This window comes from Dethiosulfovibrio salsuginis (assembly GCF_900177735.1).
Taxonomy (GTDB): domain Bacteria; phylum Synergistota; class Synergistia; order Synergistales; family Dethiosulfovibrionaceae; genus Dethiosulfovibrio; species Dethiosulfovibrio salsuginis.
Genome location: NZ_FXBB01000019.1, coordinates 1 through 21387 on the forward strand (window position 1 = coordinate 1; position 21387 = coordinate 21387).

Annotated in this window: 23 protein-coding genes and 8 tRNA genes; 29 read left to right on the forward strand and 2 right to left on the reverse strand. The window is 53.1% G+C overall.

The features are described from left to right. From B9Y55_RS07870 to B9Y55_RS07965, 20 genes are all read left to right on the forward strand, one after another. Positions 1-222 (forward strand): EF-Tu C-terminal domain-related protein (locus B9Y55_RS07870; RefSeq protein ID WP_456073003.1); only part of this gene is annotated, 222 nt, incomplete at its 5' end. Between the two features lie 63 nt (positions 223-285). Continuing rightward, positions 286-435, forward strand: a complete 150-nt coding sequence (rpmG, locus tag B9Y55_RS07875) for a 50S ribosomal protein L33 (RefSeq protein WP_085544819.1) — start codon at positions 286-288, stop codon at positions 433-435. 21 nt (positions 436-456) lie between these two features. After that, a tRNA-Trp gene (locus B9Y55_RS07880) sits at positions 457-533 on the forward strand. 41 nt (positions 534-574) lie between these two features. Beyond that, entirely contained in the window at positions 575-757 is a 183-nt protein-coding gene (secE, locus tag B9Y55_RS07885; RefSeq protein ID WP_085544820.1) for a preprotein translocase subunit SecE, read from the forward strand. A gap of 87 nt (positions 758-844) precedes the next feature. Beyond that, entirely contained in the window at positions 845-1399 is a 555-nt protein-coding gene (gene nusG, locus B9Y55_RS07890) for a transcription termination/antitermination protein NusG (protein WP_085544821.1), read from the forward strand. A 58-nt stretch (positions 1400-1457) separates the two neighbouring features. Next, entirely contained in the window at positions 1458-1883 is a 426-nt protein-coding gene (gene rplK, locus B9Y55_RS07895; RefSeq protein ID WP_085544822.1) for a 50S ribosomal protein L11, read from the forward strand. Positions 1884-1947: 64 nt separating this feature from the next. Then, entirely contained in the window at positions 1948-2655 is a 708-nt protein-coding gene (rplA, locus tag B9Y55_RS07900) for a 50S ribosomal protein L1 (RefSeq protein WP_085544823.1), read from the forward strand. A gap of 205 nt (positions 2656-2860) precedes the next feature. Next, positions 2861-3394 (forward strand): 50S ribosomal protein L10, encoded by a 534-nt coding sequence (rplJ, locus tag B9Y55_RS07905; RefSeq protein WP_085544824.1) that lies wholly within the window; start codon positions 2861-2863, stop codon positions 3392-3394. Between the two features lie 76 nt (positions 3395-3470). After that, positions 3471-3842, forward strand: a complete 372-nt coding sequence (gene rplL / locus B9Y55_RS07910; protein WP_085544825.1) for a 50S ribosomal protein L7/L12 — start codon at positions 3471-3473, stop codon at positions 3840-3842. Positions 3843-3958: 116 nt separating this feature from the next. Next, positions 3959-4333, forward strand: a complete 375-nt coding sequence (locus B9Y55_RS07915) for a rhodanese-like domain-containing protein (protein ID WP_085544826.1) — start codon at positions 3959-3961, stop codon at positions 4331-4333. A gap of 117 nt (positions 4334-4450) precedes the next feature. Next, positions 4451-5293 (forward strand): amidohydrolase family protein, encoded by an 843-nt coding sequence (locus B9Y55_RS07920; protein WP_085544827.1) that lies wholly within the window; start codon positions 4451-4453, stop codon positions 5291-5293. 54 nt (positions 5294-5347) lie between these two features. Beyond that, positions 5348-5422, forward strand: a tRNA-Val gene (locus B9Y55_RS07925). A 20-nt stretch (positions 5423-5442) separates the two neighbouring features. After that, positions 5443-5519: transfer RNA gene (locus tag B9Y55_RS07930), tRNA-Asp, on the forward strand. A gap of 21 nt (positions 5520-5540) precedes the next feature. Beyond that, positions 5541-5616, forward strand: a tRNA-Phe gene (locus B9Y55_RS07935). Between the two features lie 4 nt (positions 5617-5620). Then, positions 5621-5695: transfer RNA gene (locus B9Y55_RS07940), tRNA-Gly, on the forward strand. 4 nt (positions 5696-5699) lie between these two features. Next, positions 5700-5773, forward strand: a tRNA-Cys gene (locus B9Y55_RS07945). A gap of 5 nt (positions 5774-5778) precedes the next feature. Next, a tRNA-Asn gene (locus B9Y55_RS07950) sits at positions 5779-5854 on the forward strand. Between the two features lie 92 nt (positions 5855-5946). Then, positions 5947-6654, forward strand: a complete 708-nt coding sequence (locus B9Y55_RS07955; protein ID WP_234986178.1) for an aspartate/glutamate racemase family protein — start codon at positions 5947-5949, stop codon at positions 6652-6654. 186 nt (positions 6655-6840) lie between these two features. After that, positions 6841-8412 (forward strand): DUF342 domain-containing protein, encoded by a 1572-nt coding sequence (locus B9Y55_RS07960; protein WP_085544829.1) that lies wholly within the window; start codon positions 6841-6843, stop codon positions 8410-8412. 4 nt (positions 8413-8416) lie between these two features. Next, positions 8417-10480 carry a hypothetical protein gene (locus B9Y55_RS07965; protein ID WP_085544830.1) on the forward strand — a complete coding sequence of 688 codons (2064 nt, stop codon included), beginning with the start codon at positions 8417-8419 and terminating at the stop codon, positions 10478-10480. On the opposite strand, the gene B9Y55_RS07970 is transcribed toward B9Y55_RS07965, so the two are convergent. Next, complete coding sequence (locus B9Y55_RS07970; RefSeq protein WP_234986180.1) at positions 10467-11819, reverse strand: deoxyribodipyrimidine photo-lyase; 1353 nt, start codon at positions 11817-11819, stop codon at positions 10467-10469. The genes B9Y55_RS07965 and B9Y55_RS07970 overlap by 14 nt on opposite strands. A gap of 92 nt (positions 11820-11911) precedes the next feature. On the opposite strand from B9Y55_RS07970, the gene B9Y55_RS07975 reads away from it, so the two are divergent. Further along, positions 11912-12754, forward strand: a complete 843-nt coding sequence (locus B9Y55_RS07975) for a bifunctional methionine sulfoxide reductase B/A protein (protein ID WP_085544831.1) — start codon at positions 11912-11914, stop codon at positions 12752-12754. A 53-nt stretch (positions 12755-12807) separates the two neighbouring features. Here the strand turns inward: B9Y55_RS07975 and rarD are convergent, their stop codons facing one another. After that, positions 12808-13704 (reverse strand): EamA family transporter RarD, encoded by an 897-nt coding sequence (gene rarD, locus B9Y55_RS07980; RefSeq protein ID WP_085544832.1) that lies wholly within the window; start codon positions 13702-13704, stop codon positions 12808-12810. Between the two features lie 92 nt (positions 13705-13796). Here rarD and tpx point away from each other — a divergent pair, with 92 nt between their 5' ends. The 8 genes from tpx (at position 13797) to B9Y55_RS08010 (ending at position 21372) form a co-directional block, all read left to right on the forward strand. Beyond that, a complete protein-coding gene (gene tpx / locus B9Y55_RS07985; protein ID WP_085544833.1) occupies positions 13797-14309 on the forward strand; it encodes a thiol peroxidase in 513 nt (170 codons plus the stop codon). 104 nt (positions 14310-14413) lie between these two features. Next, positions 14414-14572 (forward strand): hypothetical protein, encoded by a 159-nt coding sequence (locus tag B9Y55_RS13245; RefSeq protein ID WP_159448286.1) that lies wholly within the window; start codon positions 14414-14416, stop codon positions 14570-14572. Positions 14573-14686: 114 nt separating this feature from the next. Next, complete coding sequence (locus B9Y55_RS07990) at positions 14687-16405, forward strand: PEP/pyruvate-binding domain-containing protein (protein ID WP_085544834.1); 1719 nt, start codon at positions 14687-14689, stop codon at positions 16403-16405. Between the two features lie 14 nt (positions 16406-16419). After that, positions 16420-18174, forward strand: coding sequence for a PEP/pyruvate-binding domain-containing protein (locus B9Y55_RS07995; protein ID WP_085544835.1), 1755 nt, complete (start codon positions 16420-16422; stop codon positions 18172-18174). 83 nt (positions 18175-18257) lie between these two features. After that, a tRNA-Asn gene (locus B9Y55_RS08000) sits at positions 18258-18333 on the forward strand. A gap of 137 nt (positions 18334-18470) precedes the next feature. After that, positions 18471-18611 (forward strand): hypothetical protein, encoded by a 141-nt coding sequence (locus B9Y55_RS13250; RefSeq protein WP_159448287.1) that lies wholly within the window; start codon positions 18471-18473, stop codon positions 18609-18611. A gap of 251 nt (positions 18612-18862) precedes the next feature. Then, positions 18863-20230: a magnesium transporter gene (gene mgtE, locus B9Y55_RS08005; RefSeq protein WP_143340868.1), complete on the forward strand. Its 1368-nt coding sequence runs from the start codon at positions 18863-18865 to the stop codon at positions 20228-20230. Continuing rightward, a complete protein-coding gene (locus tag B9Y55_RS08010; protein ID WP_143340869.1) occupies positions 20230-21372 on the forward strand; it encodes a tRNA nucleotidyltransferase/poly(A) polymerase family protein in 1143 nt (380 codons plus the stop codon). Before mgtE ends, B9Y55_RS08010 begins: the two co-directional genes overlap by 1 nt. Positions 21373-21387: the final 15 nt, after the last annotated feature.

The following is a 21387-nucleotide window of genomic DNA, read 5'->3' on the forward strand; positions in this document are numbered from 1 at the left end:
CCCTTCTTCAAGGGCTACAAGCCTCAGTTCTACTTCCGTACCACCGACGTCACCGGAGCCATCGAGCTTCCTGAGGGAGTCGAGATGGTAATGCCTGGGGACAACGCCACCTTCAAGGTCGAGCTTATCAACCCCATCGCCATGGATCCGGGCCTTCGTTTCGCCATCCGTGAGGGCGGTCACACCGTCGGCGCTGGCGTCGTAACGGAGATATTAGAGTAATTTATCCAGAGGTCTGCCCCCGCTTACGCTGGGGCGGATCCTCATATTTGAGGAGTGAGTAATATGGCAGATCAGATAGGCCTTCAGTGTACCGAGTGCAAGAGGCGGAACTACATCAGCTCAGTGAACAAGAAAAACATGAGCGGAAAACTGGAACTGAGCAAGTTCTGCAAGTTCTGCAAAAAACACACCTTGCATAAAGAGACCAAGTAGTGTAGAATACGTTCTTGGCGCAGGTCCGTAGCTCGAATTGGTAGAGCACCGGACTCCAAATCCGGGGGTTGAAGGTTCGAATCCTTCCGGGCCTGCCATTTATTTTAAACTTGATGTGTGACGAAGGGAGGCCAGGGTCGTGCAGAAATTCTTCGATTTTCTTCGTGAGGCCAGAGCCGAGCTCAAGAAAGTAACGTGGCCTGGCAAACAGCAGGTTTGGTATTCCACCCTGGTCGTCATATTCGTGACCCTACTTGTAGCTGTCTACCTCGGGATCGTCGATATGGCGTTGACGGGAATCTTCTCGAGGGTTATTGGATAGTTCTTCAGGTTTGATGTCGTGGAGGACTCCAGTATCTGAGAGCAGGGAGGTTTAAGGGGGCCGAAGAATCGGGTCCCTTTTTTTATCATGGCGACCAATACAGATAGACAATGGTTCATCGTACAGACCTACGCGGGATACGAGAACAAGGTCAAGGCTAACCTTGACCAGAGAATTGCCACCATGGGAATGGAGGACAAGATATTTAACGTCCTGGTCCCTGTGGAGGAGAAGATGGTGGTCAAGGACGGCAAGTCCAAAAAGGTCACCAAAAAGCTGTTCCCTAGCTACGTTTTAGTCGAGATGGTAATGGAGGATCAGCCCTGGTACGTAGTCCGTCATACTCCTGGTGTGACCGGTTTCGTAGGCTCAGGCAATCATCCAATCCCTCTTAGCCAAAAAGAGATCGACGATGTCATGGATAAAATCGGTGGTTCCGCCGGGAAGAAAGGCGACAGGCCGACTTTCGATATGAACTTCGCCAAAGGGGATGTCATAAAGGTCAAGTGCGGCCCCTTCGAGGGTGCGGTAGGGCCTATAGTGGATATCCTGCCCGACAAGGGGAAGGTCAAGTTTTCCGTTTCCGTATTCGGAAGGGACACCCTCGTCGAAATAGACTATACAGAGCTGGAAAAGCTCTAGTTTTTATCGGTCGGTGAGTTCATCGGCTATGACAAACAAGTGAGAGGAGTTTTTACATATGGCCAAGAAAGTTATCGGTCAGATCAAGTTGCAGCTTCCAGCGGGAAAGGCGACTCCGGCGCCTCCAGTTGGACCTGCCCTTGGTCAGCACGGCGTCAACATAATGGAGTTCTGCAAACAGTTCAACGCTAAGACCAACGATCAGCCCGGAATGATCATCCCTGCGGTGATAACCGTCTACGCTGATCGTAGTTTCACCTTTGAGCTCAAGACACCGCCAGCAAGCGTTCTCATAAAGAAGCTGGCCGGTCTTGCCAAAGGTTCCGGTGAGCCCAACAAGAAAAAGGTCGGCTCTTTGACCAAAGATCAGGTCAGAGAGATAGCCGAGATCAAGAAGCAGGACCTTAACGCAAACGACGTAGAGGCGGCCATGTGCATGATCGCTGGCACCGCCCGTTCCATGGGAGTTACCATATCCGAGTAGGATAGGTCTCCCCGTGGCAGGGAGGTATCTCCCGCTATGACCACAAACAAGGAGGATTTTTTCGATGGCAAAAGTAGGTAAGCGTTATTCAGCTCTGTCCAAGAAGGTCGATGCCCTTAAGTTGCATGGACTTGACGAGGCCGTTGCCCTGGTGAAGGAGAACGCAAACGCCAAGTTCGACGAGAGTATCGAGGTTCATCTTCGCCTAGGCGTCGATCCCCGTCACGCAGATCAGCAGGTGCGTAGTACCGTAGTTCTCCCCCACGGCACAGGAAGGACCATCCGTGTGCTCGTTATCACCACCGGAGAGCAGGGAGAAGCTGCAAGAGAGGCTGGCGCGGACTTCGTCGGTGGAGAGGACATGGTCAGCAAGATTCAGGGCGGCTGGCTTGATTTTGAGGCGGTTGTAGCGACTCCTGACGCGATGAAGCTCATCGGTCGTCTCGGCAAAGTGCTTGGCCCTCGTGGACTTATGCCTAGCGCCAAGGCTGGCACTGTGACCAACGACGTAGCCGGAGCGGTCAAGGAGATCAAGGCCGGTAAGGTCGAGTTCCGAGTCGACAAGTTCGGTATCGTCCATAACTCGGTAGGCAAGGCCTCCTTCTCCAAGGAGAACCTTCTCGAGAACGTAAAAGCCTTTTACTCGGCGATCCTAAAGGCCCGTCCCTCGGCGGCCAAAGGGACCTACGTCAAGAGCTTTACCATGAGCTCCACCATGGGTGTCGGCGTTAAGGTAGACGCATCTTCAGCTCAGAAGGATCTTTCTGAGTAGATCTAGACAACCTATTTCCCAGGATGTATAATACCATCCGGTTACGAACTGAAGACAGTGGGTCCTCCTAGGAGGATAAGGCTTACGCCGCCCGCCGAGGTTCGGGGTCCGCTGATTTCGGCTGTAGCCGTTGATGTCGGTATAATCCCCCCGATCCCTCTGGATCTGGGGGTTTTTTAGCTTTCACAACTAAGGAGGTGAAAATATGCCTGCATCTTTAAAATATGAATTGGTCTCTGAGTTAAGAGACAGACTTCAAGGCGCTGAGGCGGTGTTCGTCTGCGAGTACAGAGGACTTAACGTCGCTCAGGCTACTGAGATCCGCCGTCTTGTCAGAGAGGCCGGTGGAGAGATGAAGGTGGCCAAAAACACCCTGGTGAGGATCGCCCTTTCCGAGGTAGGTATGGCCTCCCCTGAGGACCTGACAGTCGGTCCTAACGTCTACGTCATAGCTCCTACCGACAGCCCTGCGGTGGCCAAGGCCCTCAAAGAGTTCGCCGCCAAGAAGGAAAACAAGGCGATGATAATCAAAGGCGCCGTTATGGGCACCGATGTGCTTGACCTTAACCAGGTTCTCGCCCTTGCCGATCTGCCCTCCAGGGATCAGCTTATCGCCCAGGTCGTTGGAACGATCGCAGCTCCCCTTCGTGGCCTCGTTACCGTTCTTTCCGGCCCCGCAAGAGGATTGGTCACATGTCTCTCTCAGCTCGCTGAGAAAAAAGGATCCGACGCAGCGTAGAGTTGCTTGATCCTGATTTTAAATAATTTACATACCAAAGGGAATTTCCCAGAGGAATTTTAAGGAGGAAAATAGAATGACCCGTGCTGATATCATAAAAGCTATCGAAGAAATGTCCGTTCTTGAGCTCTCTGAGCTCGTAAAGGAGCTTGAGGATAAGTTTGGCGTATCCGCCGCCGCTCCTGCCATGATGATGGCCGCTCCCGCTGCCGCTGCCGCTCCTGCAGAGGAAGAGAAGACCGAGTTCAACGTCATCCTCAAGGCCGCTGGTTCGGAGAAAATCAAGGTAATCAAGGTTGTCCGTGAGATCACCGGCCTTGGTCTTAAAGAGGCCAAAGAGGTCGTCGACAACCCCGGCAAAGCCATCAAAGAGGGCGTCTCCAAAGATGAGGCCGAGGCCCTTAAGAAGCAGCTTGAGGAAGTCGGCGCTTCCGTCGAGCTGGCCTAAAAAGAATACAACGAAAAAAGCGATTCCATAGTGGAATCGCTTTTTTCGTTGACCTTGCCTGTATGTTATGGTATACCCCTGATAGAGAATATCATTATCTTTTAGGAGGTCTTTCCGTGAGCGAACTAAGAAAAGCTGTGGATCAATTCTGGAGCGATCTTAAAGACGGCCGTAACAACATTATCAGCTGTGAGCAGTTGAACCAGGCGATCGAGAACAACTATCCTCTATACCTTCTGGACATCAGAAAGCCGGAGGACTACGCCGAGAAGCATATAGACGGTGCTATCAACGTCCCATGGGTGGAGGTCGGGGACTACCTCGACGATTTTCCAAAGGACGAAAAGATCATCGTCATCTGCTACACCGGTCAGACCGCAGGCCAGACGGTGGCGCTGCTCAGGCTCCTAGGGTTCGACGCCTGCTCTCTAAAGGGCGGAATGAGCTGCGAGCAAGCCTTCCTTCCTCTCAAGGCGTCCTGCGCATCCTGAGCCTGATTTAGTAGCCTCTCTGGTAGAGTGGCCTTACCTCCCGACGGAATCTCCGTCGGGTTTTTTTGTGCTCTCATGGAGTGTATAATTGCGTGTGACTAGAAAGGGGTGTTTCCTTTGGTTACAGATGTTCACGTCCACGTTTATCCCGAGGATCTCGTAAGGGATCAGGAATCAATATCCCTTAAAGAGCCCCATTTCGACCTCCTTACCCACAACAAGGTCCATAAGTGGGGAACTGCGGAGGATCTTATAAAGAGGATGGATGAAACAGGAGTAGACCAGAGCTGGATATTCGGTTTTGCCTTCAAGGACATGGGCTTATGCCGTCTCTGCAACGATTACGTCATAGAGGCGGTCAAACGATGGCCCGACAGACTGAAGGGAATGGCGGTAGTGCCCCCCCTCCACCCCGAGGCGGAAGGGGAGATCGCCCGGTGTCATGAAGCGGGACTTATAGGTCTGGGAGAGCTTTTCCCCCAAGGTCAGGGATTGGACCTAGACGATGCCAGGCAGACCTGGAGGATGGTCGGAGCCTGTCACGAGAGAGACATGGTCATACTGATCCATACCGCCGAACCGGTCGGCCACGACTACGACGGCAAGGGCAACGTAGGGCCTAGAGAGGCCGCCGAATTCTGTATAAACCATCCAGAGGCCAAGGTTATCTTCGCCCACTGGGGAGGGGGCCTGTGGCTCTACGAGTCCATGCCGGAGATGAAAAAAATACTGGCCAACGCAAGGTACGACACCGCCGCTTGGCCCTGGCTCTACGGGCCGGAGGTACTGAACGCCGCCTTTTCCCTTGGGGTTGGACACAAGATCCTATACGGGTCGGACTGGCCGATACTGGGATATGACAGGTATCTTAAGCTTCTTGAGCAGACCGCCCTGTCCCAGTCGGAGATATCCCTGGTAACAGGGGAAAACGCCCGCTCCTTTCTGCAACAGACCTGTTGACAAAAAACCGCTCCCAATATATACTACCTCTTGCGTTGGTGAGCTTAAGCCTCTGGGCGGTTAGCTCAGCGGTAGAGCATCTGCCTTACACGCAGAGGGTCACAGGTTCGAAACCTGTACCGCCCACCATTCATCAACACGACCTGTGCGGGGTCGTAGCTCAGTTGGTTAGAGTGCCGGCCTGTCACGCCGGAGGTCGCGAGTTCAAGTCTCGTCGGCCCCGCCATTTTTCATCAACCCCTTGTGTGGCGAGATAGCTCAGTAGGTAGAGCAGCGGACTGAAAATCCGCGTGTCCCCAGTTCGACTCTGGGTCTCGCCACCACTTTGCGGAAGTAGCTCAGGGGTAGAGCACAACCTTGCCAAGGTTGGGGTCGCGGGTTCAAATCCCGTCTTCCGCTCCAGTTTGGCGGCATAGCCAAGTGGTAAGGCAGAGGACTGCAAATCCTTTATCCCCGGTTCGAATCCGGGTGCCGCCTCCACATATTCCTCGGTAGCTCAGTTGGCAGAGCGGGTGACTGTTAATCACTAGGTCGCAGGTTCAAGTCCTGCCCGGGGAGCCAGATATATCTAAGACCGTGAGATCGCTCACGGTCTTTTTTTGCGTGAAAAAACAACTATAATGGATCCACAAAACCAACGGGAGGGGATCGTTTTGGAGGGTAAAGTCAAAGTTTCTGGCAGGATATTAGGTGTTTACGGTGGATTAGGTCCTGCTGCGTCCGCTGAATTTATGAGGTTACTGGCGGAAAGGGCCCCTGCAGAGGTGGATCAGGACCACCCGGTGGTTTACGTCTACTCTAACCCTCAGATTCCCGACAGAAGCTCCGCTATAATGGGGCAAGGGCCAAGCCCAGAGGGGGACCTTCGGACCGGTCTGATGACCCTTTGCTCCTGGGGAGCGGATATCCTCGCTGTGCCCTGCAACACGGCACATTTTTTTATAGATCGCTTCAGGAACGAATTGCCGGTTCCTCTGATCCACATAGTGGATGCAACGGTAGAGGAGGCTAGTATCGTCAGCCCTGATGGGGCGTGGCTGATCGCAACAGGGGGGACCATGTACAGCGGTATCTATCAGAGGGAAAGCCATAGGGTCGGTTACGATCTCCTCGAGCCCTCTAAGGAGGTTCTGGAAAGTGTCTCCGAGGCTATTGCCGCGGTGAAGGGAGGTAACCTTGGCTTGTCCGGTGGTATTATGGCCCATATCGTGGAGCAACTGAGGGGTATCAGGGATATTCCCCTATTAGGGGCCTGCACTGAACTTCCCCTAGCATACGCTGCCTCAGGTCTTCCATCCGACGGAATGATCTCAAGCCTGGACGCCTTGGCAAATAGGTGTATTTCCGCCCTGTATTCCTAGATATGCTAAAGTGGAGGTCCGTGGTAATATTTCTCCATAGATGGTAGAATTATCTCTATTATCGGTCTTGCTTTCTGCATGACCCGCTCTAAGCCTTAACAAGACGATGGTTTTTGGTTACTTTATCGGTATAATTTTGCGGTATAGTTAGGCGGTCCGATTGTCTTAGACCAGAGGAGGATTTCTATGGAGCAGTGCCTTGAACTGGAAAGATCGGAGGGATTTGTCCTTTACAGAGAGGGGGACTCTCTCTCTATGGAGGTATTGTCCCCTCCGGTGGGGGTTCTCGATCTTCTTTCCGCTCTCCGTCGACACGCCGATCCAGACGGCATAGATCTGGATAAGGTCCGTTCTCTGGCGTCGTCAGGCGGGAAAGCGGAGATAGGCTACGTCGCCGGGGACGGCGCTACCGATAGGGCGTCTGTAAAGATAGTTGACGATGGAAACAGGTGTCTTTTGACGTTACCTAAAGGCTTTGACGACCTGGACAAAGTGGAAAGTCTTTTGGCCTCTAAAGGGGTAGTTCAGGGTATAAATATGGACGAGGTCAGAAAGGCGGTATTGGAAAGTGCCGCTGGAAACGACGTCTTCAACAGGACGGTGGCCTGTGGCATTCCACCGGTCAACGGCGAGGACGGATGGATAGAGTGTCTCAAGGAAAAGGCATCCGGTAAGCCTATGACCGACGAGGCTGGGGAGGTGGACTTCTACTCCCTCGATCTAATAGTCCTGGTAAAAAAAGGCGAGGTACTGGCCATCCGTCACGACCCAGTCGAGCCTATGGACGGCTCTACCGTAACAGGAAAAGCGGTTCCTGGAAGGAAAGGCAAATCTCCTCGTGTCGTCTACGGAAGTGGTATAGAGTTTGTTGACGGCAAGCTAATAGCCTCTATGGACGGTCAGTTGATATGGCGCGGGGAGAAGATGTTCGTCGAACCTCTTTTGGAGATAAAGGGCAATGTTGGGCCGGAGACGGGAAACATAAGGTATCACGGAACGGTTCTGGTTCACGGAGATGTCTCCGATGGTTACAACGTGGACGCCGAAGGGGACGTGGAGGTCAGAGGCTGTGTTGAGAGGGCCCATATAAAAAGCGGAGGTAACATATCCATCCGCTACGGTGTCGCGGGCAAAGAGGTCGCGGTCATAGAGGCTAAAGGCGACGTCCTCGCTAAATTCATTCAGGAAGCGGAGGTCAAATGCTCCGCGCTGAAGGTGAACGAGTATATCCTCAGGGCCAAGATCTCCGCTAAAAAAGGGGTTATGGTGGAGGGGCGTCATGGTATGGTCATGTCCTCCCGGATCGAGGCATCCTCCTACGTCAACGTCAGAACCGTCAGGATGATGAAGCAGGAGGATTCCTCCATAGCCATATCGGGGGTCTCGAGGGCGGAGTTATTCGCAAGATACAAAAGGCTTTTAGCGGAGGACGAGAAGGATTCGGATCGAATGCTCGTCCTCTCCGCTTCCATAAGGACCCTCTCGGAAAAAGGGCTTTACAAACAGGCCACGACTCGCCTTGCGGAGTTCGTTTCCCTGGAGGAGGCTCAGGCGGAGAGGTCGGCGGTCATATCGGATATTCGAGAGACCCTCAAAAACCTCAAAGGCGACGCGACGTTAAACCTAATAGGGCAATCCTCTGGGAGTCTCCCTGTCCGCCTAAAAGGCGTTTCCTGTAGGGTTGAGAGCGGAGCCAGGTGGATGACCATGTTTTACGACCCCGACTCAGATCAGGTTCGGGTAGTGGGAAGGGGGTAGTCCGATGCCTCTTTGTGAGCTTTACGAGCAGGCTAATTTTGTCCTTGGGGGAGGTGTTCTAGGACTATTAACCCAGGTTCTTGCGGATAAGGTGGACAGGGCGTTGGTCGTCCAGCCTCAAGGTGAACATCTCTCGGTGGTGGACGCGGTAGGTCTTTCCTGTCCTGTCTCCAGGATAGAGAACGGCCTCTCTATGGTATCGAAACAGGCGGCTATCCACAAGGTGGACGATTGGTGCCTTCTCTCTTTAGACGACAGTTTCTCCCTCTCCTTGGACGGCGATTGGACCCACATAGCCCTTCTCGGTGGCGAAGGATGGCCTATTATGGTTTTTCTGGAGATCTCTCCAGACGACGATCTAAAAAGGCTCCTCGGTGGAGCTAACGGTCTCGTTAAAATATGGAACAGATATCGCTCCGTGGAGGACGTGGAGAGGTCCATGGCGTCCCTCTCCTATCTGCTCTACGCCGTTAAAAGTGCGTTGCCATCGATCTTTGAGCCCTTCCCCCCTGAATTTTTAGCGACCTTCCTGGTGGACGTAATGAGGGAGAGCTTCTGTCCTAAGAGACTGTCCCTCATAAAAGACGATGGGGAGAGCCTGTCTTTTCTGGCGGGAGATCGATGCGAGGTCCCCATCAGGGAAGGGATCTTTGCGGATCACCACATATCCCCGGTCCCTCTATCCCTAAAAGAGGGTTACGTAAGTGCCATCGGGGAGCGAAACCTTGAGAACCTCAGGGCCGAATATTCTGTGGTGCTGCCGATAATAGCCGGACAGGACCGTTTCTTCTTCCTGTTGGAGTGGGGGGATATGCACACCAGAGAGGTTCTGGATGTACTTGAGCTTATAGGTGGCGTCACCGCTAAGGCTATGGCTATGAGTCGGCTGAGGGAGGAGGGGGCGTCTCAGGTTATGGAGCTCTCCAAAAGGGAGTTTGCTCTGAGAAGCATCCACGAGGCCACTTTATCCCTCATGGAGAACGATACGGAGGAAGTCCTTATATCCAGGATGGTCGATATCTTTGGAGAGATGACCCAGAGCAGGGCCGCAATAGTCGTTTTATACGACCACGTGGCTCAGGGGTATGTCCTCTGGGGCGAGAGACGGGACGGCAGCGTGTCCTGTATCAAGAGGATTTTAAAGGCCATGGATCGTCCTGTCACAGTGATGGATCTGCCCGACTCTTTCGGTGTGGATATGGCTTCCGCCGTATTCTCCGCCTTGGATCTCGAGGAGCTGGCCTCCTCAGAGCTTTTGGAGGTGGCTGAGAGGTTCTTCCTCCTCAAAGATGGAGACTCCTTCATGGGATATGTAGCGGTCTCCTGCTCTGTGACCGGAGGAAGCTACGGAGACGATCAGGGGCTGGAGACCTTGGCCGCCAGTTCCACCGTTGCCCTCAAGCGATGTAGGCTTCTGGACGAGGTAAAGGGACAGAGGGACGAGCTGAACCGTCAGGTCAGAATAAGGTCTTTTCTCCAGGAGCTTGCGTCGGACCTTCAGCAGATAAAGTCGCTGGAATCCCTTAAAGAAGCGCTGGACCAATCTCTGCCCCTAGTCCTCGGCCTGAAACAGGTGGACCTTATACCTATTTCCGTAGATGAAGGGGTTTTGCCCAGCAAGGTCTTTAAGAGCGACGTCCCTGTTGTCGACGGCGACTCGGTATGGGTTCCTCTCCGGTCGGGCAGACAGCTCCATGGCGCCATGAGGCTCGTGGTCGAGGATCCTGCCTCAATCGGCGGCGAAAAGCTGGAACTGATGGCTCTTATAGGGGCTTTTGTGGCCCCTCGCTTCGACACCATGAGACATTGCCCTGTAGCGGATTCCATCGACCTCGATATCGTGGTGGATAACCTAGTACAGAGGGGCGTGGAGGAGCTTGAGAGGGAGGGCTTTCCCTGTAGTGTCCTGATAGGTCCTTCCGATCTGACGGAGGAGCAATCAGGGGCCTGTCTTAAGGTGATGAAGGTCCTGGATCGCGCTGTAGCGGTGCTGCCCTTTACCTGGGACGGAGACCTCAAAGAGCTTTTCTCCCCGTCCCAAGGCTGGGCTCCCTTTAAGCCCGGCTAGACCGTTTTTTCAGGAACGGTTTTACGTCAAATTTTCGAGCACATCCCGATAGTGTCATAGATCTAACCGTCCCGAAAACCGGCTTTCTGGGCCAGGGCCTGTCGTGTAGGCCCATGCACCAACCGACCCCGACGTAGCCGTTAGGGTCTCTTCCGTCAAGAGCGTAACGGTCGTTTAGTTTGAGGGCGTTGACGAAGGCCTCCTCCGGCGACTTTGACCACAGAAGGATCATCTTTCCCCAATACATCCTGAGATATCCGTGAACGCCGCCTAGGTCCGCAAGGGATCTCTGGGCGGCGTTCCACAGTTCGTCGTGGGTGTCTCCAGACTCCAGGGCCTTCAGGTCGTAAAGCCACGGCCTTGGATCCTCTCTATGAAGCTCAAGGGCTTTTCTTGCCCATTCAGGAAGTGCTCCGTAGGAGTCGTACTCCCTTTCGTGATAACAGTAGTTATCCGAAAGCTCCCGCCTTATCAGGGCTTCCTCCACGAAAGGCGCTGTGCCTGGAAGATCGGCCTCCATAGCCGCTAAAATCGCCCTCTGAGGGGCTAGTTGCCCGAAATGAAAGTAGGGGGATAGCCCCGATGTTCCCTCTAAATTAGGGTCGTTTCTGTTCTCACCGTAATCCTCTAGTTTGTGGGAGATAAAAGAGCTTAATTTCCTCTCCCCTGCTTTAGATCCCGGCGGAAGAGTTACCGGCGACAGGGACATATCCAGTTTTAGCTCTCTGGCCGGAGGCACAAAGTCGGCGTTTGCCTCGCCGTATGGATGGCGAGGCGATTTCGGGAAGGGCTCTATAAACCGATCCATAAGCCTGTGTAGTTTGGGCCTTATGGTTCTGGCAGCGTATTCCCTTTTATCCGATGCCAGCCAACAGGGCACGACGTTATGGGCGTCGACCTGAATTACCCTCCATTTGCATTGGGACGTCAGCTCTTTTACCCACTTTATGTGGGGCTTCAGAGGAGAGAAGTCGATAACGATAGACCCTGGTTCGTGCTCGATCGAGTATCTTACTATCTCCTTCCCTGGATCTCCTATCCTGATTTTGAAGGAAATATTAAGATCCATAAGGTCCCTCGAAACCTCCTCCAGTCCCTTCAGCATAAAATCGTGGTGTCTCAGTGAAGATCCAGGGAAATCCTCGGTGAGGCAAAAGACGACCTCCAGAGCTCGTTTCATCTCAAGGGCTAACTGCTGAGCTTTCAGAAGGGCCCAATTGTCCCTAGCCCTTTGATCCCGGCTCATCCAGTAGACGATAGGGCCAGGTCCCCTCTCTCCTTCCTTTAAAACCCTTACCCTGTCTGGGTTTACCATCACGTTATCGATCAAAACGATCACCGCCTTCAACTATAGTCTACCAGATTGCCTCTGTAGCTTGTGTATCCTATAAGTGATATGATGTTACGAGAGGAGCGAAAGGAGGAGTCTCTATGGCCTATAAGGACTTGACCCCGGAAGAGGAGAGAGTGATCGTTCACTGTGAAACGGAACAGCCTTTCTCAGGGGATTACTGCGGTAATTTCGATGGAGGTGTCTATCGATGTAAGAGATGTTCGTCGCCTCTGTATCTGTCGGGCCACAAGTTCCCCTGTTCCTGTGGCTGGCCTTCTTTCGACGACGAGATCCCCGGTGCGGTCTCCCGTCGATCGGACCCAGATGGCCACAGAACGGAGATAGTGTGTGGAAAGTGCGAGGCCCATTTAGGGCACGTGTTTGAGGGGGAGAAGCTGACGTTGAAGAACGTCAGACACTGTGTAAACTCCGTTTCCCTCGATTTCCTTCCCTACACCGACCTTGAAAAAGGAACCTTCGCCGGAGGGTGTTTCTGGGGGTTACAACACCTTTTCAGAGATCTAAGCGGTGTCGTCGAGACGACCTGCGGATACTCCGGGGGATCGGTGGATTACCCTACCTACGAGCAGGTGTGCTCCGGTCGCACAGGCCATCTGGAGGCAGTCGAGGTCTGGTTCAACCCCGATGAGATCGCCTATATCGACGTTGTCCGCTACTTTATGGAGATACACGACCCTACTCAGGCAGATGGACAGGGCCCTGATATCGGCGATCAATACCGTTCGGCTATTTTCGTGGTCGACGAGGCTCAGAAAAAGTTGGCCCAATCGGTCATAGATGATTTGAAGTCGAAAAAACTTTCGGTGGTAACCGAGGTTAGGACCGAGGAGCCCTTCTGGATCGCCGAGGATTTTCATCAGCACTATTACGTCAAGACAGGTGCGGTTCCCTACTGTCATCGTAGGGTCTCACGGTTCTAAACAAAGGTAGCTGCTTCCGAAGAAAATCGGCAGCAGCTACCTTTGTTATGTCCCTAAACCTGGTCGGCGATCTTAGGGCTTGGCCTGTGGATAAATGAATCGACGGTGTATATGGTCAAGGCCACCCATATGGCGGCGAAGGTCACCATCTGAGCGGAGCTGAAAGACTCATGGTAGACCCAGTATCCCAGACCAAACTGGAGGGTTGGGGCCACAAACTGGAGAAGCCCTACGGTTACCAGGCTCAGGTTCCTGGCCCCCCAGACGAACCATATGAGAGGGACCGATGTGATAACCCCCGTTCCCATAAGCAGTAGGCTGGTCTTAGCTCCCGCTCCAGGGAAGGCCCCTGAACCGGAAAGGGCCGTCCAGAGCAAAAAGGCCCCGGCGGGGACGGACAGAAAGGCGGTCTCCACGAAAAGTCCCGGGAGCGATTCGACGGAGGCGAGCTTTCGGATCAGTCCGTAAATGGTGAAGGAGCAGGCCAGCCCTAAGGAGATCCACGGGAACCTGCCGTATTGAACTATCTGATAAGCGACGCCAGCGGCAGCCAGACCGATAGCCCACCACTGAACCTTTCTGAGGGCGTCTTTAAACACCAAAAATCCCAGCAGTACGTTTAGGAGGGGGTTGATAAAGTAGCCTAGACTGCACTGGATGATATAGCCCTTATTGACCGCCCATATATAAAGTAACCAGTTAGAAGCTATGATCGTTCCGCTTGTCATAAGCATATAGAGATTTTTCCTGTTACCGATAACATCTCTGACCGCGGCCCACCGGTTTCCGGGAATCAGCAGCAAAGAGGACGCAACCAAAGACCAGATGATTCGGTGGGAAAGTATCTCGTAGGCGGGAACGTCGGACATCTGTTTCCAGTAAACCGGCAGGAGCCCCCAGAGGATCATGGCGGAGGACGCTGCTATTAACCCTTTTTTAGATTTATCCATTTTATCTCCTCTCACGAATAAAGTTGATTTATATACTCGGATATAGTAACATAGCCCTGTAGGATCATATTATATACGGAGGTGTAGGTGTTATGGAGAGAACTAACGTAGTTACCATGAAGGGGAACGGTATAACCTTGATAGGTCCTGAGCTTAAGGTAGGCGATAAGGCACCGGATTTTGTGGTTCTCGACAAAGGGTTGGCTCCCAAGGGCCTTAAGGACTATGCCGGTAAAATAAAGGTCATCTCCGTCACTCCCTCCCTGGACACACCGGTCTGTGACCTTCAGGCCCAGTGGTTTAACGAAGAGGCAGCCTCCCTTCCAGGAGACGTGGTGGTCCTAAACGTCAGCATGGACCTCCCCTTTGCCCTAGGTCGTTTCTGTGCCGCCAAAGGAGTTGACAAGGTTGAAGTCCTGTCGGATCACCGGGACGCCTCTTTCGGGACCTCCTGGGGCCTACTCATAAAGGAACTAAGGCTTCTGGCCAGGGCTGTGGCTATCGTCGACTCCGACGACGTAATCAGATATATCCAGATAGTTCCCGAGGCGACCCAGGCTCCGGACTACGATGCCCTCATGGCTGAACTTAAATCGGTCATATAAAAAGCCCTTCGGGGCTTTTTTTGTGTCTTTACAGAGAGATGAGGTGATGTTATAATCCTTTAGCGTAGTAGAGAGACATCGTATCCAATTTAGGAGGTATAGTCATGACTGTCATAAGAATGGGCGTCCCTGGTCTGAGCAGCGAGGAGAAGGTCAGGCTTTCGGATAGATTGGCCGACGTGGCCAGCGATATGACCGGTCGTTCGAGGGACGATCTAATGGTTTACGTGTATGACCACAGCTCCGAACAGCCAAGACACTGATCATACTTAGAGAGGCGACCAACCTTAGCCGGTGAGGTCGCCTCTTTATTTTTGCATTTTTTATGCTAAAGTTTATTCAGACAGATCGATGTCCTTAGAAAGGATTGGTGTTATATGGATCACAGAGAAGCTTATCGCTACTACGATCCACTTCCCTATTTTCAGGAAAGAGGGTGGCTGATCGGAGGAGGGGCGGTTGGAGGAAAGGGCAAGGGATTGGCCTTCGCCCACGATGTACTGAAGCAGGATGGCCTATCCGACGATATCGGTCTTCCTGAGATGACTTTTGTCGTAGGAACCGACGTGTTCGATCTATTCGATAAGGAGCATGGGATTATGGATCTATCCTCCTCCCTGGGGTTCGAAGGCATGATGAAGGAGGCTCTGACCAAACCTCTCCCCGATTCGGTGATGGCCGAGCTGGAGAGGGTCGTCGCCTCCGTTCCTGGCCCTTTGGCGGTAAGATCGTCCTCTCTGTTGGAGGACGACATTGAGCTTTCCTTTGCGGGAAAATACGCCACTTTCTTCGTCGCCAACGTAGGGGATCAGGCTAAAAAGCTCGCCGACCTAGCGGATGGAGTGAAGAAGGTCTTTGCCTCGACCTATAACTCCGCCGCCAAGGAATACAGAAAGAAGCACTCTATCCCTAAAGGGCGGGAGAAAATGGCGGTGCTTATCCAACCGCTTCAGGGCAAGCGTAGGGGCGATCTTTTCTATCCCGAGATGGCTGTTACGGCGTTTTCCTGCGTATATCGCCGTCCTTCCCCTAGGATAGACAAAAACGACGGTGTCATGAGGGTCTGTTTCGGAATGGGAACCCACTCGGTGGGCAGATCTTTCGCCAGGACCTTATATCTGACAAACCCGGGGCTGAGACCTGAGGGGACCAACCCGGAGCAGGTCTATCTCTACTCTCAGAAGGAGTTCGACTGTCTCGACCTGTCCACAGGGGAGCTGGTGACCAAGAATCTCTGGTCCTCTTTGGACCACGTTCGATCTCATCACAGAAACGCCTCTTCCTTCATAGAGTGGTATGGCGATGGAATGCTGTATTGGCTGAACTCGGATACATCGGGGCTCACCTCCGCCATGCCCTGTTTTTCCTTTTCCGACCTGCCGAAGAGATGCAAAAGCTTTCTCGACAAGACCAAGCGGATGCTGTCCTTCTTTCAGGGGGCTATGGGGTTTCCTGTGGACATGGAGGCGGTTTATGACTCGGAAGAGGACAGGCTTACACTGGTCCAGATAAGGCCCCTAGCGTCCTACGTGGAGTTCGGCAAGGTGGATATACCTAAGGACGTGCCTTTAGAAAGGCAGATCCTGAAGGGAAACAGAATGGTAACCAGTCACGTATTGAAGGGAATAAAATGGCTGGTGTACGTAGATCCAGATCACTACTCTCAGTCCAGGGACTTCGTCTCCGTCGCCAGGGCGGTAGGGGAGGTCAACGGTAAGTTAGAGGGGGAGAGGTATATTCTGGTGGGGCCAGGCCGATGGGGAAGCACAAACCCGTCATTAGGGGTCCCTGTGGACTACAGCGAGATCTCCAACTGTGGCTGTATGGTCGAGGTGGGAATTCCCAAAAGAGGGATGATACCGGAGCTTTCCTACGGGACCCATTTTTTTCTCGATCTCGATTTAGACGACATACTCTACCTTCCGGTTATAGAGGGAGAACACGAGAATATCTTCTCCAGAGAATGGCTAGAGCGTCATCCGTCCAGCGACGGTGGCCACGGAGCTGTCAGGGTGTACGAGGGACTGTTCGACGTGTATCTTGACGGAGAGACCGAGACGGGAGTCGTTTTAGACGTGGCTCACCTAGAGTGTTAAGGGGGATAAGGGATATGACGGAGAGAGAGAGAGTTATCGAGAGATATTTTGGGTGGAATCCCAAGGACGATCCGGATTTTTCCCCTATGATTCTGGGGGATAGTTCTATAGGAGGAAAGGGCCGTTCCCTCCTTTTCGGGATAAAAGTCCTAAAAGAGTCGGGGGATCCGGAGCTTTCGGAGACTACTATACCTCCCGCTATCTTCCTGGGAAGCGATATTTTCGATTGGTTTGTGGCTTCTATTCCCAATCTGGATGCCCTCAGGGCTGGGCCTTCGGAGGAGCTGGAGAGGGCCTTTTTGGAGCACCCTCTGCCTCAAGAGGTTACCGACATGGTCAGGTCATTCCTCACCGATATGACCGATCCTGTGGTGGTCAGGAGCAGCAGCATCCAGGAGGACTCCCTCAAGTACTCTTTTGCGGGAAAATATCTCAGCGACTTTCTGGGTAACTTTGGTTCTCTCGACTACCGAACCTGGGCGGTCTGTCGAGAGATAAGGCGGGTGTACTCCAGGGTCTACTTCCCTAAGGCCATAGCCTACAGATCTAGACACGGTATAGGCGACGACTCTATGGGCATAATCGTTATGAGGCTGTCGGGCCACTGGCGAGGGGATTTTTTCTACCCCACAATAGGGGGCGTGGGATTCTCCAGAAACTATCGCCGATGGACCAACAGGGTCTCAATGGAGGACGGAGTGGTCCGTTTCGTCTTCGGCCTTGGGACTATGAGCACCAAAAGGGAGTACGCCAGGACCTGCTCCCTGACGAATCCCTTCCTTCGCCCTGAGGGACAGGACCCCTATACCGTACTTCGCCATTCCCAGGAGAGATTTCAGGCTATCTCCAGGAGGCTTTTCGAGGGATCCTCCGACGAGAGGCCCGATACCCTGGCTACCATGAACATCAACGACGTCTGGAACGACGTCTTTCCGTGGTACAGGGAGGAAATGGGCCAGTACGCCCAGCTTTACCGAGGGGATGAAGGTGGAGGGTATTTTGCCTCGCCTAACATGGGCCCCTCAGCGGACAGGTCGATAAGCAGGATCTGCTTTACCTTTGAGGAATTTCCCAGGAGGCATCGTCGATTTTTCGAGAGGATGAAAAGAACCCTGTCGGTTCTGGAGGAGGCTATGGGGGTCCCGGCGGACGTGGAGTTCTCCTACGAGCCTAAAGACGGCCATCTACAGCTGATTCAGGCTCGGCCTCTTTGGGCGGGAAGCGGCATATCCTCCTCGACCCTGGACGCCATAGATCCGGGAAAGATCATCTTAAAGGCGGACAGAATGGTTACCAACGGATCTTTTAGACATATTCCCAACCTGGTCTACGTGGACCACCGCCTCTACGGTTCTTCCGACGATTTTCACGAGATAGCCAGAGCGGTAGGGACGGTCAACGATAGGCTTAAAGGGGAGAGGTTTATCTTCGTGGCCCCCGGAAGGATCGGCTCCAGCAACCCCGCTCTAGGTGTTCCGGTTCAATACAACGAGCTGTCTAACTGTTGCTGTATGGTGGAGGTGGGGATACCTAAAATGGGCTATATGCCCGAGCTTTCCTATGGCACCCACTTCTTCTCAGACCTGGAGGTGGACGGAGTCCTGTATATGCCCGTTTTTGAGGGATATCAGGATAACCTCTACAGGCAGAGCTGGTTCGACGAGTCTCCTTACGAGGTAGGTCCCCACAAAGCTATCAGGATCTATAGAGGCTGTTTTTCCGTCTACACCAGCGGGGAAAGAAACACAGGAGTTGTAATGCTGGAGTGATAATTTAGTCTTTTTGTCGTGCTGTAGACAGATATCTCTCTAGGTGGTATTATTCCTCTGTTCGGGAAACGCCTTAGTCTTATTCCTCGGTAGCTCAGTTGGCAGAGCGGGTGACTGTTAATCACTAGGTCGCAGGTTCAAGTCCTGCCCGGGGAGCCAGATTTTATAGATCACTCCTGGCTCAACGGGGGTGATCTTTTTTGTGGTTTCCCTCTCCTTTTGTCCGTCTCCTTCCCCCCTCGACGGACGGTTATCTCAAGGAGAACAAATTTTAGAAGAAAGGGAGGGATCTAGTTATGGAAGCAAAACTCGTTTCTATGAGCGGCACGTCTTACTGGCGTATGCCGGAAGGGACGTTTCTCCGGGCTAGAGACACCGAGATGCCCTGGGCGATCCTTATAAAGACGCCCGAGGGGACCAGGCCGCTTAGTCGGTAGAGTCCCCTAGAGAGAGCGAGGCCCGACCGGATAGGTCGGGCCTTTTTTTTGTTTCTAACAGTCAAGGAGGTGTTTAAACCATGGCCGATAGTGGTCCTAGTAGTCGATCTAATAACGCTCTTTGGGAGGATGATGATATTCACTTAATTAAGCCCCTCAGTAGGACCGTGGCCGTGGTCTAAACCTTTAGGTTTTGCTCCGGTCCTGTCCAGCTGTGGGGGCAGAACTGGAGGAAAAAAATGAAAAAAGAGATGGATAAAGTAATCGTTGAGGTTTTGGGGCTTCTGGCTTCCGAGGATTCTAAGGGGTTTGCCCGCTTTTTCGATAAGAAACACCCTGCCCAGGTAGCGGAGGTACTCTCCGAAGTCTCCCCTATGGAGGCTTGGAGCGTCCTTAGGTATGCGACCAGGGATTTACGGGCGGAGATCTTCAGCCATCTTGATCTGAATTTTCAGATAGAGATAGTTATATCTCTAGGGAGAGATGAGGTCGCCAGGTTGTTCTCCGACCTTCCCCCGGACGATAGGACAGACCTCTACAAAAGGCTTCCTGAGGAGGTTCAGGACTCTATTCTTCCTGCCATGGCTCAAGGTGAGAGGGAGGATATTCGCCGGTTATCCTCCTACAAAGAGGGAACCGCCGGATCGGTTATGACCTCCGACTACGCCACTTTGACGGTGGATCTTACCGCTGCTCAGGCTATAGAAAAGCTGAGGGAGATAGCTCCAGATCGAGAGACTATTTACTATTCATACGTCGTCGATGAGTCCCGTAGACTGCTGGGGTACGTCTCATTAAGGGACCTCATTTTGGCTCACAGAGACTCTAAGGTAGAGAACCTGATGCACCGTAACTTCGTTTTCGCCAGGGTCAACGACGATCAGGAGGACGCCGCGTCGAAGATACAGAAGTACGACTTAATAGCTCTGCCTGTAATAAACGGAGGCGACGCCTTAGTCGGCATAATTACCCACGACGACGCTTTGGACGTAATCTCCCAGGAGCAGACCGAGGATATGGAAAAACTTATGGCCATAGGCGGAAGCCACGAGATGGTGGCCTACATGAAGATCTCTCCCTGGCAGCACTTTAAAAATCGGGTCGGATGGCTAATAGGCCTTGCGATCCTCGGGCTGGTGTCCGGGGCCATCGTTCAGGGTTACGAGACCCTTTTATTGCAGTTTGCCGTCCTGGCGACCTTTATGCCTATGCTTGCCGATACAGGAGGGAACACCGGAAGTCAGTCGGCCACCTTGGTGGTCAGGGCTCTGGCGACTAAAGAGATTTCCTCCGAGGACCTCCTCAGGGTTCTGTGGAGAGAGTTTCTCGTCGCTTTGCCTCTGGGGGCGGTTCTGGCTGTTTTGGCCTTCGCCAGGGTTTATCTCTTTGCACCTGAAATGCCGGAGGGTTCTTCCTTGATAGTCCTCGGTCTAGCCGTTGGATTGGCCCTCGGCGCTCAGGTGGTGACCTCAACCCTCTTCGGTGCCCTGCTCCCCATGGGTGCGGCCAAGCTAAAGCTGGACCCCGCTTTGGTCGCTAGTCCTGCCCTTACCACCGTGGTGGATATAACCGGCCTTCTGATCTATTTCACCATAGCAAAATCCCTTCTTGGCCTGTGATGGTGAGGTTCTCATCCTCTCCTATCTCGATATTCCCCTCCGACGTTCCCGTCTGGATCGTCGGAGGGGCGGTTCGAGATCTACTGTCCCACAAAGCCCCTTCCGATTGGGATTTAGTGGCCCAAATGGACGTTAAGGATATAAGCAAAGCTACAGGGGGGAAGGTCGTCGGCCCTGAGGGAAAGCAGGTTTGTGTGTTCTCCCTCTCCGGTTCGGTGATCGAAATAGGATCCCTTGACGGGCGTTCCATAGAATCCGATTTAGCCCGTCGAGACTTCACCGTAAACGCCATGGCTATCGATAGGCATGGTAGGATCCTGGACCCCTTCGGCGGACAGAAGGACCTCTCTTTAAAGAGGCTGAGGTTCGTCCCTGAGCTTGAGGACCGGCTAAGGGACGACCCGGTACGGGCTCTGAGGTTCTGCCGTTTCGCCGCCACTTTAGGTCTAATGCCTATGAAAGACGAACTTTGTCGGTTGGCTCGATTCGTTCAAGACAACCACGGTCCTTTTGGCGCTATCCCTTTGGAGCGTGTCGGTCGGGAGATGTCCAAGGGGCTGGCGTTTCCTGAGGCTTTTCTGGAAACCCTTGGTTTGGCGGGGTTGAGGGAGTTATTTTTGCCGTCGATAGAGCTAAAAGGACGGCCAATCCCTACCGGGCCTATCGACCTCGCCCTATCCCTGGGACTGTTGGGCTTTATGTCCGATAGCGAAAGGATATTTGACCTAGCTCTGTCCTGGGGAGTGCCTTCTAGAACGAGAAAATACGGTCTGAGGTATGGCTCTGTTTTACGGGCCCTTTCGGGCTCTATGTCGCTCCTGGAGGCGGTGAAGCTCCTGCCTCTTTTCGACGAACTTCGATCCGATAGGCTGATGGAGCTTCTACTCTTAGGCTGTACTGGAAACGGTCTGTGGAAAGACGGTCTGGACAAACTGGACACCGCTCGCTCTGCACTGGAGAGAGCCTCACAAAGAGGTATCCCCTTAAGCGGTGGAGAGATAGCTTCGATAACAGGCCCAGGGCCTCATGTTGGTCCCTGTCTCGACATGATGATACGGAAGGTCCTGTGTGACCCTTATCTCTCCCCTGAGGACGCTCGGTCCTCTATTGTCGCTTACTGTAAAAAGACCGATGAACGGTGAATTCCTTCTCAAGGA

What these genes read in the sequence shown, in the direction of transcription:
- B9Y55_RS07990 (WP_085544834.1), top strand. Translation starts at nt 14,687, where the DNA reads ATGGATCACAGAGAAGCTTATCGCTACTACGATCCACTTCCCTATTTT.
- rplK (WP_085544822.1), top strand. Translation starts at nt 1,458, where the DNA reads ATGGCCAAGAAAGTTATCGGTCAGATCAAGTTGCAGCTTCCAGCGGGA.
- rplL (WP_085544825.1), top strand. Translation starts at nt 3,471, where the DNA reads ATGACCCGTGCTGATATCATAAAAGCTATCGAAGAAATGTCCGTTCTT.
- rplA (WP_085544823.1), top strand. Translation starts at nt 1,948, where the DNA reads ATGGCAAAAGTAGGTAAGCGTTATTCAGCTCTGTCCAAGAAGGTCGAT.
- nusG (WP_085544821.1), top strand. Translation starts at nt 845, where the DNA reads ATGGCGACCAATACAGATAGACAATGGTTCATCGTACAGACCTACGCG.
- B9Y55_RS07960 (WP_085544829.1), top strand. Translation starts at nt 6,841, where the DNA reads ATGGAGCAGTGCCTTGAACTGGAAAGATCGGAGGGATTTGTCCTTTAC.
- rpmG (WP_085544819.1), top strand. Translation starts at nt 286, where the DNA reads ATGGCAGATCAGATAGGCCTTCAGTGTACCGAGTGCAAGAGGCGGAAC.
- rplJ (WP_085544824.1), top strand. Translation starts at nt 2,861, where the DNA reads ATGCCTGCATCTTTAAAATATGAATTGGTCTCTGAGTTAAGAGACAGA.
- rarD (WP_085544832.1), bottom strand. Translation starts at nt 13,704, where the DNA reads ATGGATAAATCTAAAAAAGGGTTAATAGCAGCGTCCTCCGCCATGATC.
- B9Y55_RS13245 (WP_159448286.1), top strand. Translation starts at nt 14,414, where the DNA reads ATGACTGTCATAAGAATGGGCGTCCCTGGTCTGAGCAGCGAGGAGAAG.
- B9Y55_RS13250 (WP_159448287.1), top strand. Translation starts at nt 18,471, where the DNA reads ATGGAAGCAAAACTCGTTTCTATGAGCGGCACGTCTTACTGGCGTATG.
- B9Y55_RS07975 (WP_085544831.1), top strand. Translation starts at nt 11,912, where the DNA reads ATGGCCTATAAGGACTTGACCCCGGAAGAGGAGAGAGTGATCGTTCAC.
- B9Y55_RS07995 (WP_085544835.1), top strand. Translation starts at nt 16,420, where the DNA reads ATGACGGAGAGAGAGAGAGTTATCGAGAGATATTTTGGGTGGAATCCC.
- mgtE (WP_143340868.1), top strand. Translation starts at nt 18,863, where the DNA reads ATGGATAAAGTAATCGTTGAGGTTTTGGGGCTTCTGGCTTCCGAGGAT.
- B9Y55_RS07965 (WP_085544830.1), top strand. Translation starts at nt 8,417, where the DNA reads ATGCCTCTTTGTGAGCTTTACGAGCAGGCTAATTTTGTCCTTGGGGGA.
- B9Y55_RS08010 (WP_143340869.1), top strand. Translation starts at nt 20,230, where the DNA reads ATGGTGAGGTTCTCATCCTCTCCTATCTCGATATTCCCCTCCGACGTT.
- tpx (WP_085544833.1), top strand. Translation starts at nt 13,797, where the DNA reads ATGGAGAGAACTAACGTAGTTACCATGAAGGGGAACGGTATAACCTTG.